This is a genomic window from Mangrovibacterium lignilyticum (genome assembly GCF_010882175.1).
Classification (GTDB): Bacteria; Bacteroidota; Bacteroidia; order Bacteroidales; family Prolixibacteraceae; genus Mangrovibacterium; species Mangrovibacterium lignilyticum.
The window spans coordinates 750864-763736 of the sequence record NZ_WKLH01000001.1; the positions used below are offsets into that span (position 1 = coordinate 750864).

Annotated in this window: 10 protein-coding genes; 6 read left to right on the forward strand and 4 right to left on the reverse strand. The window is 44.7% G+C overall.

The window, feature by feature from the left end; translation table 11 throughout:
* The first annotated feature begins 132 nt into the window (after positions 1-132).
* The 4 genes from GJV22_RS03030 (at position 133) to GJV22_RS03045 (ending at position 3798) form a co-directional block, all read left to right on the forward strand.
* Positions 133-1257: a Re/Si-specific NAD(P)(+) transhydrogenase subunit alpha gene (locus tag GJV22_RS03030; RefSeq protein WP_163708515.1), complete on the forward strand. Its 1125-nt coding sequence runs from the start codon at positions 133-135 to the stop codon at positions 1255-1257.
* A 3-nt stretch (positions 1258-1260) separates the two neighbouring features.
* The gene (locus GJV22_RS03035; RefSeq protein WP_163708517.1) at positions 1261-1575 is read left to right on the forward strand and encodes an NAD(P) transhydrogenase subunit alpha; all 315 of its coding nucleotides are present in this window, start codon (positions 1261-1263) and stop codon (positions 1573-1575) included.
* Between the two features lie 10 nt (positions 1576-1585).
* Positions 1586-3025, forward strand: coding sequence for an NAD(P)(+) transhydrogenase (Re/Si-specific) subunit beta (locus GJV22_RS03040; protein WP_238480268.1), 1440 nt, complete (start codon positions 1586-1588; stop codon positions 3023-3025).
* An 83-nt stretch (positions 3026-3108) separates the two neighbouring features.
* Positions 3109-3798: a hypothetical protein gene (locus GJV22_RS03045; RefSeq protein WP_163708520.1), complete on the forward strand. Its 690-nt coding sequence runs from the start codon at positions 3109-3111 to the stop codon at positions 3796-3798.
* Positions 3799-3975: 177 nt separating this feature from the next.
* Here the strand turns inward: GJV22_RS03045 and GJV22_RS03050 are convergent, their stop codons facing one another.
* Positions 3976-4947 carry a hypothetical protein gene (locus GJV22_RS03050; protein WP_163708523.1) on the reverse strand — a complete coding sequence of 324 codons (972 nt, stop codon included), beginning with the start codon at positions 4945-4947 and terminating at the stop codon, positions 3976-3978.
* A 28-nt stretch (positions 4948-4975) separates the two neighbouring features.
* Complete coding sequence (locus GJV22_RS03055; RefSeq protein ID WP_163708526.1) at positions 4976-5758, reverse strand: DUF6345 domain-containing protein; 783 nt, start codon at positions 5756-5758, stop codon at positions 4976-4978.
* A 400-nt stretch (positions 5759-6158) separates the two neighbouring features.
* Here GJV22_RS03055 and GJV22_RS03060 point away from each other — a divergent pair, with 400 nt between their 5' ends.
* The gene (locus GJV22_RS03060) at positions 6159-9917 is read left to right on the forward strand and encodes a hydantoinase B/oxoprolinase family protein (protein ID WP_163708528.1); all 3759 of its coding nucleotides are present in this window, start codon (positions 6159-6161) and stop codon (positions 9915-9917) included.
* Between the two features lie 51 nt (positions 9918-9968).
* Here GJV22_RS03060 and GJV22_RS03065 read toward each other — a convergent pair whose 3' ends face one another.
* The gene (locus tag GJV22_RS03065) at positions 9969-10796 is read right to left on the reverse strand and encodes a hypothetical protein (protein WP_163708530.1); all 828 of its coding nucleotides are present in this window, start codon (positions 10794-10796) and stop codon (positions 9969-9971) included.
* Positions 10797-10973: 177 nt separating this feature from the next.
* On the opposite strand from GJV22_RS03065, the gene GJV22_RS03070 reads away from it, so the two are divergent.
* Positions 10974-11180 (forward strand): YgaP family membrane protein, encoded by a 207-nt coding sequence (locus GJV22_RS03070; RefSeq protein ID WP_163708532.1) that lies wholly within the window; start codon positions 10974-10976, stop codon positions 11178-11180.
* Between the two features lie 65 nt (positions 11181-11245).
* On the opposite strand, the gene GJV22_RS03075 is transcribed toward GJV22_RS03070, so the two are convergent.
* Positions 11246-12763, reverse strand: coding sequence for an aminoacyl-histidine dipeptidase (locus GJV22_RS03075; protein WP_163708534.1), 1518 nt, complete (start codon positions 12761-12763; stop codon positions 11246-11248).
* Positions 12764-12873: the final 110 nt, after the last annotated feature.

The following is a 12873-nucleotide window of genomic DNA, read 5'->3' on the forward strand; positions in this document are numbered from 1 at the left end:
ACACAACTCAGCGTAAAACAATAAGTAGCTGAACAGCAGATCGAAAGATTTGTCAACTTCGCAGCGTTCGCTAAATTAGTAAGGCCATACAGCAACGTTCTCAATTTTATATCAACCTAAATACCATAAACTATGATTATTGGAGTCCTGAAAGATGTCGCCCCGGAACACCGGGTGGCACTGCTTCCGGAGAACATCAAAACGCTGCTCACAAAAAAGGCCTCGGTGATCGTTGAAAAAGGAGCCGGAGCCGAAGCTTTTGTCTCTGACGCCCAATTTAGCGAAGCCGGAGCTAAAGTTGTATCCCGAACCGAAGTACTTGAGAAAGCGGATCTGCTCCTTCAAATTTCAGAACCGGATGCTGCTTTAATCAAACAACTGAATAGCGAACAAATTTGGTTGAGTGAGTATAAACCTTTATGGAACAAAGAGCTGGTCAAGCTATTTCGGGAAAGCAAAATCTCCAGTTTCAGCATGGATACTGTTCCCCGCACAACCCGGGCCCAATCCATGGATGTACTCTCGTCAATGGCAACCGTTGCCGGATACAAAGCGGTGCTGGATGCGGCCTCCCATCTTCCTTCCTTTTTCCCCATGTTTATGGCTGCAGCCGGCACAATCCGTCCGGCCAACGTACTTATTTTAGGAGCTGGAGTGGCTGGGCTACAAGCCATTGCTATTTCACGCAAACTCGGGGCACAAGTTGAAGCTTTCGATGTTCGCTCGGCAGTAAAAGAGGAGGTAATGAGCTTGGGAGCCCGTTTTGTGGAGGTTGAAGGAGCCAAAGAAGATATTGCTGCCGGTGGCTACGCTGTTGAGCAAACCGAAGAGTACAAGAAAAAACAACAGGAAGCCATCAATCAGCATGCAGCCAAAGCGAATGTGGTCATCTGCACAGCTCAAATTCCCGGACGAAAAGCGCCACTACTGATTTCGAAGGAAGTGGTGGCCAGTATGCAACCCGGCTCTGTCATTATCGATTTGGCATCCTCAACCGGTGGCAACTGCGAACTAAGTGAAGACAATAAAACCGTCGTAAAACATGGAGTGACCATTATCGGGCAATCGAACTACCCGGCACAAATGCCCAAAGATGCCAGCAAAATGTTTGGCAAAAATGTCAGCAATTTCATCGAACTGCTCATTGCCGAAGATGGTAGTCTGACGCTCAACTTTGACGATGAGGTTGTCCGCGCCACTTGTATTACCCACCAGGGAGAAATAATCAACGAACGTGTTAAATCAGTAATCGACTAATCTATGGAATCAATACTGCAGTTTTTCTTTACTTACAAAGAAGCTATTTTCATCATTGCCCTCTCTGTCTTTTTGGGGATTGAAGTCATCTCCAACGTGCCCTCTGTGCTACATACGCCGCTCATGTCCGGTGCAAACGCCATCAGCGGTGTAATCATCATTGGAGGCATCATCCTGGTTGGCCATGCCGACGCCTCTCACCTCTCGCTCGAACTTGGTTTGGGGGTTTTAGCAGTCATTTTTGGTACACTCAATGTCGTCGGTGGCTTTGTAGTCACCGACCGCATGCTCGAGATGTTCAAAAAGAAGAAAAAATAGGAGGCGAAAGATGAACGAGATAATAGGCACATTAAATGGCGTCCCCTTCACTTTGGGCGAAACGCTACTCGAACTGAGTTATCTGCTGGCAGCATTGATGTTTGTTTTTGGCTTGAAATTACTGAGCCATCCTGAAACAGCCCGGCGCGGAAACCTGTGGGCAGCGGCCGGCATGCTTTTAGGAATGCTAACCACACTGCTTCTTCATAAAACCGACAGCGGCAATGCAATCCCCATGGCAAATGTCTGGATTATTTTAGCTGCCATCGGGGTCGGTTCTGTTGTAGGCTGGGTCGTGGCCCTAAAAATTAAGATGACTGCCATGCCGCAGTTGGTCTCGCTTTACAACGCTACAGGAGGCGCAGCCTCTATGCTGGTGGCTCTGCTCGAATTTCCAAATGCCGACATGAGCAACAAAGGCTCGGTACTGGTAACCTTGCTGGGAATGATTATTGGTGCGGTAGCTTTCAGCGGAAGTATGGTTGCCTATGGGAAACTGGATGGCAAAGTTGGTGACATTCGTTCCGGCCTGATGAAATATGTGAACATGCTGCTTCTGATCGTCACATTTGGCTTGGCTGCCTGGATGCTATTCTCCAACCAAACTCCTGCCAATCTCAACTGGGCAATCTACTTACTAATGGTCCTATCGTTGCTTTACGGCGTCCTGTTTGTGATGCCTATTGGCGGAGCTGATATGCCGGTTGTGATTTCACTGTTGAATAGCTTCACCGGAATTGCAGCAGCCATGGCTGGTTTCATTTATCACAACCAGGCCATGATTTTAGGTGGAATTCTGGTCGGCGCTGCCGGAACAATTTTAACTGTATTGATGTGCAGAGCGATGAACCGATCGTTGCTAAATGTCATTATTGGAGCTTTTGGTGGCGGAACTTCATCCACCGCGACCGAACAAGGTGAGATGAAAGAAATGACACTCAGCGATGCTGCTATCCTCATGAGCTATTCACAATCGGTAGTGATCGTTCCCGGTTATGGATTGGCCGTGGCACAGGCCCAGCATGCTTGTCACGAACTGGATACTTTGCTTTCAAACAAAGGCGTCAATGTACGCTATGCGATCCATCCGGTAGCCGGCCGAATGCCCGGACATATGAACGTTCTGCTGGCCGAGGCTGATGTTCCCTATGGTCAGTTAGTTGAAATGGATGCCATTAATCCCGACATGCCGAATACCGATGTGGTAGTCGTGATCGGTGCCAACGATGTCGTTAACCCAGCGGCCATTACCGATCCGGGAAGCCCGATTGCAGGCATGCCGATCATCCGCGCCTTTGAATCTAAAAACATCATTGTGATGAAACGTGGCCGTGGTAAAGGGTACGCCGGAATTGAGAATGAATTGTTCTTTGGTGAAAAAACACACTTGCTATTTGGCAATGCCAAGGACACCTTGCAAAAATTAGTGATGGAAATAAAAAGTTTATAACTTAAATCTATTTTCAGGGGAATGGTGTTATAGGTGGAGCGCCATTCCATTCTTTAACTTGATCGTGAAATATATTCTATCATATGAAAGCCATTATTCAAACGCCAACAAATAAGCTGGACGACAGCCTTGATTTTTATTCGCGCCTGAATTTTGAACTAATTGAACTCAACGAGAGAACGATTTTTTCCGATGGGAAAGCCATCATCGAAGTAAACCCGGATCGTTATGCACGTGCTGGCTTAAAGCTTTATGCAGATAACTGGCGAGACATTGCTGATGAACTTCAGGAAATGACGCCTGTCATTCAAACCAGAACAGGTTTTCTGTTAGCCGATCCCTCGGGAAGTATGATTTACCTCGAAGAATGTGGAACTCTCCCAAGCTACGATCTCGCTGCAATTCAGACCTCTGTTTTGGGGAATTTCGCAGGACTCAGTCTGGAAACAACGGATTTACAGAAATCATTGGCTATCTGGTTGAAGCTGGGATTCAAAATTACCAGTGGTTCTGCGGAGCACGGATGGATGAGTTTGATCGGACCAAGCGGATTTACAGTATCAATTATGAAGATTTTGAACTGTCCGCACTTGTTCTTCAACCCATCGCTTAGCTATTTCAATGGTCAAAATAACCCGGCGATTATTCAAAAAATAAGGGAACTCGACATTCCCATTACTGAGGAAATAACGGTCTTTAATGACGAAGGAATCGTTGATAATATCATTATTCGCGATCGGGGGGGCTTGGGCTTCTTCATTTTTAACGATTAAGAAGCACTCATCGCTCCGCAACTTTTGAATAGCAACACCTATTCAATCCTCTAAAAAATTGCAATGGGACAAATACATTAGAAGTATCAAAGAACAATCAGGAATGGGAAAACATATTGTTCGCATTGCTTCTCTTGTATTCACCCCATTACTATAAAATCAGGGAGATAAACGTAACTAATCAGTCTTATCAGCCGGCGCAGGTGTCTCACCATTGTCTGGCTGTTGTTTTAATGCCCGAATCGCAGCTTTGTCAATAACTATTTTGACTGATTCTGCGGGACTTTTAAGAATATTGACCAAAGAAACATACTGGAATGGGTTAACCGATTTATCCGGTAAGGTTACCATCGTTTCAAAAACATAAACGGGTTGAAGCGTTTTACCATTACCATCATAATAGGCCTTTTGACTGCTCAACACTTTATAATTTGCTCCTTCGCCATAATTGGTAACAATATTGTTTTTCAGCTCTCGTAATGCAATCTCTTCCGAAATAATTTCTTCTTGTTTCGCTTCTGTTTTTGATTGCAAATCAACTTGCCGCCACCGTTTCACTAAACTGACAATTTCACCGCCGTTCCCAACATTGACCACAAATTTGGAGCCCGGACCAACAACAGGCATCTCATCGATAATTCGCCCATAGGTGAGCGTAATCATTTTGTCGATCACCGGCCCCGCCTTTTCACCATTAATGACACTGGAGGCCCGAAGCCCACCTTGGTGGACAAGTTTCAATTCGGCCCTGTTACCATCAATGAACCGGTTCGTCGCCAAGAAATTCATCGCCAGTTCATTTGCCTCATCAGGCGAAGGTAGTTTCGGCCTCACTGTCCCATAATACCGCTGCATACTTTTACTGAACGAAATATTCCCGGTTTTCAGATCTTGCTCAAAATAAACCGAGGCGTCTTTGGGTGACGAGTAATAAGCCACCCGATCCTCATTAACGATTATTTCTGGCTTTTCGTCCAACTCCAGCAACTTCACTGCTGTTTTTACAGCAACCGCTTCCGAAAGATCTTTCTGCTCAACAAACTGATAGGTAAAAACACCCGTTGAACTTGGCTTCTGTGGCTGACACGAGACCAAAGTCAGTAGCATTGAAAAAGCCCCGAGGTATATTATTGATTTTATTCTTTTCATTTTAATTCAATTTAGGTTTAAAAAACGATCAATACTGCCACCAGGTCACCATGTCGTTGGCGCCTCCCGCCGGATCAGCCGCATACGAACCAAGCCTGTCATTTTCGGTACTGTGGTATAAAATTGCACTGGCTAGTCCAGGATAAGGTGAACCATCGGAATTAGTCGGGTTAAATATCCAATAGCGCTCTTCGTTCACCGCATGAAACCAGGATTGCCAAACACCGCCATTGGCTTTCAATTTATGGGCATAATTATTTGGGATGCCATTATCGGAATTACTCAGCGTGTGAAAACCGACCAATTGGTGCAGCCCTTGAAAAATCGAAGTCCATGGAGTCCACCAATCCCCGCCTGCTCCAACGTCGGGAGCTGTTTTCACCGTATAACACGACTCGATTATGAAAAATTCAAGGTCGCCGTTGTTGACCAAATCACCATAAGGTGGACAATTCTTAAAATTGACCCCAGTACTTGTACTCTGCTCTGTTTGCCCGTAATAATAGTTACCATGACAGGCAAAGTAGGCCAAATCCATTTTATCGACATACAGCTGATGCTGACTGTCAAACTCTGAAGGGTGCGCCCAATAATACTGCACCTCTTTGTACTTGTGACTTCCGATCGTTTGCCAACTTTGGAAGTTCTTGACAAAGTTCCAGACATTCCTTACAAAACGATCCTCGGCTTTATCCACATATCCACCTATTTCACGCGATCCTGCCATGATAAAATTAGCGGGCAAAATGACACACAAGCAAACCAGCAGCAATTTTGTCGCACTGGCTAAATTCCTGTTCTTTGCTTTCATAATGAGATTTTAAGTTTGGTATTTCCCGCATTTAGCGGCGATTAAAAACGTTCACAAAAGCGTATTTGTGAGAAAAAATTAACTGAGAGGCGTTTGCCTTTCATAATACGGCAAACCAACGAACATACTTCGATCCTTAAATTGAAAGACAATTACAATAAAAACGCATCAGATGTTCTCCTGATCAAAACTACAAGCTCAGGAGACCCCAGTCTACTTACTCGTCTGAACTCGAAAAACATCTGACCTAAAACTAATCCTGTTTTTTATTCGCAATTAAAGTTAAGAAGATCGAAAAACGAATTCAATCCTCATTATTGAGGATATATTTCCATAAACTAACAGCTATATTTAGCCTAAATTCAAGAATCGCACCGCGCCTTTTTGTAACAAGTGAATCATGAAAAAAGCGTATTTCCAGTTATTTGTTGATACCGGTGGAACATTCACCGACTGCATCGGAATTGATCAGGATAGCAAAGAACATCGCCGAAAGGTATTGAGCAATAGCAGTCTACGGGGAAGCATCAAAAAGCTTATCTCTCCAAACGAATTCATTGTGCAACAAAGCTGGCTACTCGAGCGCGATATTCTAAACGGATTTGCCTTCCGTATTTTTGGTGAAAGCTACAGCACATGTACAATCGCCTCATTTTACCCGTCCGAGAGCAGACTTATTCTGAATGAAGAAATTCAAACCGGGAATTTAAAGGTAGGAGCTAATTTCGAGATCACATCTTTTGAAGAAGCACCCGTGTTGGGAGCCCGGCTAATTACCCAAACGGCACTGAATGAAACGTTTCCAGACCTAATTTTGAAATTGGGATCGACAAAAGGAACCAATGCATTACTGGAACGCAAAGGAGCAAAAACATTGTTTCTTGTCACCAAAGGTTTTCGGGATCTTTTGAAAATCGGAAACCAGGCACGCCCCGACATTTTTGCGATGAATGTTATCAAGAGACGTCAGATTGCCAGCAAAATTATTGAGGTAGATGAGCGAATTGATGCGAAAGGAAATACTATTCGACCGATAGACCTAGACCGTTTAAAAGCACAGCTGACAGCTTCGAAGGCCGAATCTTTTGAAGCAGTTGCCGTGTGCTTTATGAACGCCTTTTTGACCCCGGCTCACGAAGAGCAAGTGAAAAATCTCTTAACGGAACTCAACTTTCAGTTTATATCGATCTCATCAGCACTCAGTCCACTAATTAAAATTGTACCCCGGGCAGAAACGACCATCGCGAATGCCTATTTGTCTCCGATCATCAACAACTATGTCCGAAATATTTCAGAAAAAATCGGGAGCCAAACCTTCCAAATTATGACTAGCGCGGGCAGTCTTGTATCTGCCGACAATTTTCATCCCAAAGACAGTCTGTTAAGCGGCCCGGCAGGAGGAGTAGTCGGCGCATCGCGCATTGGCTATGAAAATGGATTTGACAAGCTGATCACATTTGACATGGGCGGAACAAGTACGGACGTTTCACGCTATAGTGGAATTTTTGATTACCGGTACGAGTTGGAAGTCGGTGACTCACAAATCAACAGTTCAGCCATAGCCATCGAAACGGTTGCTGCCGGAGGGGGATCCATCTGCGGGTTCGACGGCTTCAAACTTTATGCAGGTCCGGAAAGTGCCGGTGCGTTTCCCGGTCCGGCCAGTTACGGTGCCGGAGGACCGCTCACTATTACCGATGTCAACTTACTGCTTGGTCGGCTCGATGCCTCCCGTTTCAGCATTCCTGTCTACCCGCAGGCAGCCGAAGACCGGTTGCATGAATTAATGAACCAGATTGAAGCACGAACCGGAAAGAAACAATCTCGGGAAAAGTTACTCTATGGTTTTATCGAAATTGCCAATGAAATTATGGCTGGTGCAATTCGGAAGATTTCGATCGCTAAAGGGTACAATCCCAAAAATTTTGCACTGGTTGCTTTTGGTGGAGCCGGCGGGCTGCACTGCTGCGATATTGCAGACATGCTAGAAATGAAAACCATCCTTTTACCGCAGGATGCCGGTCTGCTGAGCGCATACGGTATTGGTCAAGCCCGAATTGAACGTTTCACCGAAAAACAAATCCTGCTCCCATTCAACACCATAAAAGACAAACTAGAAATTGATTTCAACGAAATTTCAGATAATGCGCTGTCTGCGCTAAAGGCGGAAGGATTCTCGGAGGACCAATTGGAAATCAGAGCCAGACTATTATTCCTGCGGTTTGAGGGGCAGGACAGTTCTCTTGAGATCCCGTACAGTAACGCGGAGGACGTTATCCAGACCTTCCACCGCAACTACGAAAAATTATACGGCCATCAGGTAACGAACCGAACGATTGAGCTTGAAGCAATTCGCGTAATTGCATCAGTAAAAACTTCGGATATCCCTTCATCGACAGTTGCTATCAAGACCTATTCACCGAAGGCAAATTATCAAAGTTCTGGCTCAACCGATATTTTTATTCGTGATTCCCTGAGTCCCGGTGCTAAAATTTTGGGTGAAGCGCTCTTCCTGGATAATTATGCTACAACCTGGCTGAAACCCGGTTGGAAACTCCAGGTGGCGAGCAATGGTACAGCCATCCTTTGTAAAGACGAAACGATTCAGTTGACGGAAGTGCAACAGACCAAAGAGACGGAACTTGAACTGTTTGCCAACCGATTTATGGCAATCGCTGAAAATATGGGAGCACTCCTGCAGCGAACCGCTTTGTCTGTCAACATCAAAGAGCGACTGGATTTCTCCTGTGCTCTGCTTGATGCAGATGGAGCTTTGGTCGCCAATGCACCGCACATACCTGTCCACCTGGGAGGATTGGGTGTTTGTGTCAAAAGCCTGCTCGAACATTTTACATTCGGGGAAGGAGACACCATTGTCACGAATCATCCGAAATACGGAGGCTCCCATTTACCTGATGTCACAATGGTTTCGCCCGTTTTTTACGAAGGAAAACGGATTGCCTTCGTTGTGAACCGGGCACACCACAGTGAAATAGGAGGAATCAGCCCGGGATCGATGCCTCCCAACGCGACCAAATTAGTTGAAGAGGGAGTCGTTATTTCACCATTTTACCTGATGAAAAATGGCAAGGTAAACTGGGATGGCATGCGCGAAAAACTAACGACCGCCCCCTTTCCCACCCGGGCAATTGAAGAAAATCTGGCTGACCTGAATGCCGCCATTGCTGCCAATAAAAACGGGCAGGATGCCTTACTTGAATTGACAAAACAGCATGGTATGGAAACCGTAATTCTGTATTTTGAACGATTAAAACAGCATGCAGCCGACAAAATGCGGGAGACCCTCGGCAAATTTCCGGACGGTGAATATTTGGCTTCGGAATTCTTGGACGACGGAAGCCCCTTAAAAGCATCCATCAGCCTAAAACAGGGAACATGTGTGATCGATTTTACCGGAAGCTCACCCGTTCATCCCGGGAATATGAATGCAACCAAAGCGATTGTACAAAGTGTCACCATCTATGTTTTACGCCTATTGCTGAACGAATCCATTCCGCTGAACGACGGGCTGATGGCCCCTGTTGTGCTGCATATCCCAACCGGACTTTTGAATCCGGAGTTTGACGATATTCCTGAGAATTGCCCGGCAGTAGTTGGTGGTAATGTCGAAATAAGTATGCGGTTAACGGACACCTTGCTGAAAGCCTTCGGCGTGATGGCCGCCAGCCAGGGAACAATGAATAATACCTTGTTTGGGAACAAAAACTTTGGCTACTACGAAACCATTTGTGGCGGCTGCGGTGCCGGCAACGGGTTCGATGGAGCCAGTGCCGTTCATCATCACATGACCAACACACGGATTACCGACCCTGAAGTACTGGAACACCGTTATCCGGTTCGCCTGAATGAATTTAGCATTCGGCAAAACTCCGGAGGAAACGGCAAATGGCAAGGCGGAAATGGCATCATCCGAAAGCTAACGTTTCTGGAGCCGGTCAATCTTTCTGTTTTAACCCAGCGTCGCAAATCCGGACCATTTGGATTGAAAGGTGGCGAAGACGGACAAGCCGGCTCCCAGCAAATCATCCGTAAAAACGGTGAGCATATAGTCCTTCAATCAATCGAAAATATCGATTTGCAAGAAGGTGATCAGTTTATTATTGAAACTCCGGGCGGTGGCGGATTTGGAGAAAAGTAACAAAGCGAAATCCTCGGATCTCGCTTTTTAACCGCAATATGTTCGTTCCTATTATTTGCTGTATAACGGAGAACGTTTAATTAGGTACTGCAAGGTAACTGCGTAAGCATCTTCTGTTTGCCAAAATGATCGTCTTGACTGAGAAGAGATGTTGTGGCCATCGTCCGTATAAATTTTTAAATCGACTTGGGTTTCGAACTGCTCGGTCGACGACGAAGAAGTGCTGGAGTATGTCGTCCGTTTCTTTCCGTCATCCTTCTTCTTCGACTCACTGCTGGAATTGGAGTAATTTGTTGTTCCTTTATAGTCAACCAAGATAGAACCAATCACAACGTATTCGGCCCCCAAAATATGACACAATTCATCGGGTAAAAAACCGTCAATATTGCTCTCGTTGACTCCTTGACGTGCCAAATAAGCATTGGTTTTCAGCGGATCCTGAACGGAAAAATGAGGTGCAAACTTCAACAACAGATTATAACAGTCAGACTGCACTTTTTTACTCAGTTTCTCATCTTTTGCCCCTCCTTCGCCCAAATACGAAAAAGGTAAAACTGCCACTAGATTTCGTTGTGTCTCCGGCAAACCGGAAGAATCTTCCTGAGCGGCTTCCGATTCTGTGACATCATTAATAATCTCAACACGCCCACTGGAGAATTGAATTTTATTGATCTCCTCTTTTTTAACCGTATATGTCAATTCCTCCCCTTGGTAAACAAACTTGATATCGTTGCCATTGATCGCCGTTACCTTCCCCTTCATTTCATTGCCATTCATCAACGTAATAACATCAACCGGTGCTTGTTGTGCCTGAATATCAGTGCATAATAAACAAGTCAAAACCGAGAACATCAATATAGACATCAGAATTTTAATCATGCTTTTTATCTTTAATTACCAATTATTCTGTAATTTACGGAAATTAGGATATTCAAATCAACCCCCATTTTGAATTATTTTATTCATCAGCGGTGAGAGATTGACAAACATATTAAGCAGCAAAAACAGCATGAAATTCTTTCAATACTTATAAACGTCAAACTAAAAATTGGTACTATGAAAAAAAACATGGGAACTGCAGACCGATTGATTCGGGTTATTATTGCCGCAATCATTGCCATTCTCTACTACACGGGAACGATTTCGGGCACAGTTGCAATAGTCCTGCTGATCTTTGCAGCAATCTTCGTTCTGACCAGTCTATTTCACTTTTGCCCTTTGTACCTGCCACTCGGCTTAAGTACCCGCAAGAAGAAAGATTGATTCAAATAAAAAGATCCGACTTTAGTAAGGCGGATCTTTCCATATATTGTTTTCAATTGAACAAACTATTCTTCAACTGTCTGTTCACTTTCCGCAGCCACTTCAACTGCATCCGATTCTTTTACTGGAATATTCTTCAAGGTTTCAACCAGGAAGTCCCAGAATTTCGCCACTGAAGGAATATTCACTTTTTCATCGGGAGAGTGGGGAAATCGGATTGTTGGGCCAAAAGAAATCATATCCCACTTGCGATAAGTTCCACCCAAAATTCCACATTCCAATCCGGCGTGAATCGCCTTAATTTCAGGAATCTTACCATATTTCTCCTCGTAAACAGATTGCATAGTTTTCAAAATTGGAGATTCCATATCAGGATTCCATCCCGGATAAGATCCACTAAATTTAACTTTTGCACCAGCCATCGTAAACAGCGCTTTTAAACGTTGCTCCAAATCTGCCTTCACGCTATCAACAGAGCTGCGCATCAAAAACTGCAGTTTAATCGTTTTACTTTTGGGGTCAGACTTAACAACCGCCATATTTGTTGAAGTTTCTACCAAACCGGGCATACTGTCTGACATGCGAATAACTCCGTTCGGACAAGCCAAAACAGCCTTTGTCAGGTACAGTTGTGTTTTCTTATCAATTAACTTGGAGATGGCATCTTCCGGCTCGAGAACAATCTTCATATCAGGTTCTGTCAACTCAAATTCTTTGCTAATCACTTTTGCGAGTGTCTTAACCAACTTATTCAGCTTATCCCACTTCTTCTTTTTAACGGCGATTAGTCCAAATGCCTCACGCGGAATAGCATTACGCAAGCTACCACCATCGATGCTAATTAAACGAACCCCACATTTTTCGTAGGCGATATTCAGGATCCGGAAGAATACTTTATTGGCATTGGCGCGTTGCAAAATGATATCCATTCCCGAGTGACCACCTTTCAAGCCGGTTACACTCAACCGACCACCGATAAAACTCTTAGGCATCTCTTTTTTCTTGTAAGCGAACTCAACGCTCGCATCTTCACCTCCGGCGCAACCAACATACAGTTCACCTTCATCTTCGGAGTCCATATTCAGTAAAATATCTCCCTGTATAACCCCGGCTTTCAAGCCTTCTGCGCCGTCCATGCCGGTTTCTTCAGTTGCAGTAAATAGCGCTTCAACAGGTCCGTGTTCCAACGAATCGGAAGCCAGTGCAGCCATGGTTGCTGCAACGCCAATTCCGTTGTCGGCCCCTAAGGTTGTTCCATTGGCTTTCACCCAATCTTCATCAATATACGTTTCAATCGGATCGGTTACAAAGTCGTGTTCTTTATCACTGTTCTTTTGGGGAACCATGTCAAGGTGAGCCTGTAAAATGACACCTTTACGATCTTCGTATCCGGCAGTCGCAGGTTTGCGGATAATAATATTTCCGGCTTTATCCTTCAAAGTTTCCAAACCTAAATTCACACCAAAATTATAGATAAACTCCTGAATTTTTTCTTCATGGTGTGATGGACGTGGAATTTGTGTCAGGGAGTAAAAACTCTCCCATAACGCTTTCGGCTCCAGCTTACTGATTTCATTACTCATTGGGTATGATTTTGAATTTTTAATGCTCAATTATTAACACTTTCGACAGATGTGAATTGAAATTATTCGCCTCACAAGAAGCGTTGAGGTATCCCCCCTACTTTCTGTTC

What these genes read in the sequence shown, in the direction of transcription:
- GJV22_RS03065 (WP_163708530.1), bottom strand. Translation starts at nt 10,796, where the DNA reads ATGATTAAAATTCTGATGTCTATATTGATGTTCTCGGTTTTGACTTGT.
- GJV22_RS03040 (WP_238480268.1), top strand. Translation starts at nt 1,586, where the DNA reads ATGAACGAGATAATAGGCACATTAAATGGCGTCCCCTTCACTTTGGGC.
- GJV22_RS03035 (WP_163708517.1), top strand. Translation starts at nt 1,261, where the DNA reads ATGGAATCAATACTGCAGTTTTTCTTTACTTACAAAGAAGCTATTTTC.
- GJV22_RS03055 (WP_163708526.1), bottom strand. Translation starts at nt 5,758, where the DNA reads ATGAAAGCAAAGAACAGGAATTTAGCCAGTGCGACAAAATTGCTGCTG.
- GJV22_RS03060 (WP_163708528.1), top strand. Translation starts at nt 6,159, where the DNA reads ATGAAAAAAGCGTATTTCCAGTTATTTGTTGATACCGGTGGAACATTC.
- GJV22_RS03045 (WP_163708520.1), top strand. Translation starts at nt 3,109, where the DNA reads ATGAAAGCCATTATTCAAACGCCAACAAATAAGCTGGACGACAGCCTT.
- GJV22_RS03070 (WP_163708532.1), top strand. Translation starts at nt 10,974, where the DNA reads ATGAAAAAAAACATGGGAACTGCAGACCGATTGATTCGGGTTATTATT.
- GJV22_RS03030 (WP_163708515.1), top strand. Translation starts at nt 133, where the DNA reads ATGATTATTGGAGTCCTGAAAGATGTCGCCCCGGAACACCGGGTGGCA.
- GJV22_RS03050 (WP_163708523.1), bottom strand. Translation starts at nt 4,947, where the DNA reads ATGAAAAGAATAAAATCAATAATATACCTCGGGGCTTTTTCAATGCTA.
- GJV22_RS03075 (WP_163708534.1), bottom strand. Translation starts at nt 12,763, where the DNA reads ATGAGTAATGAAATCAGTAAGCTGGAGCCGAAAGCGTTATGGGAGAGT.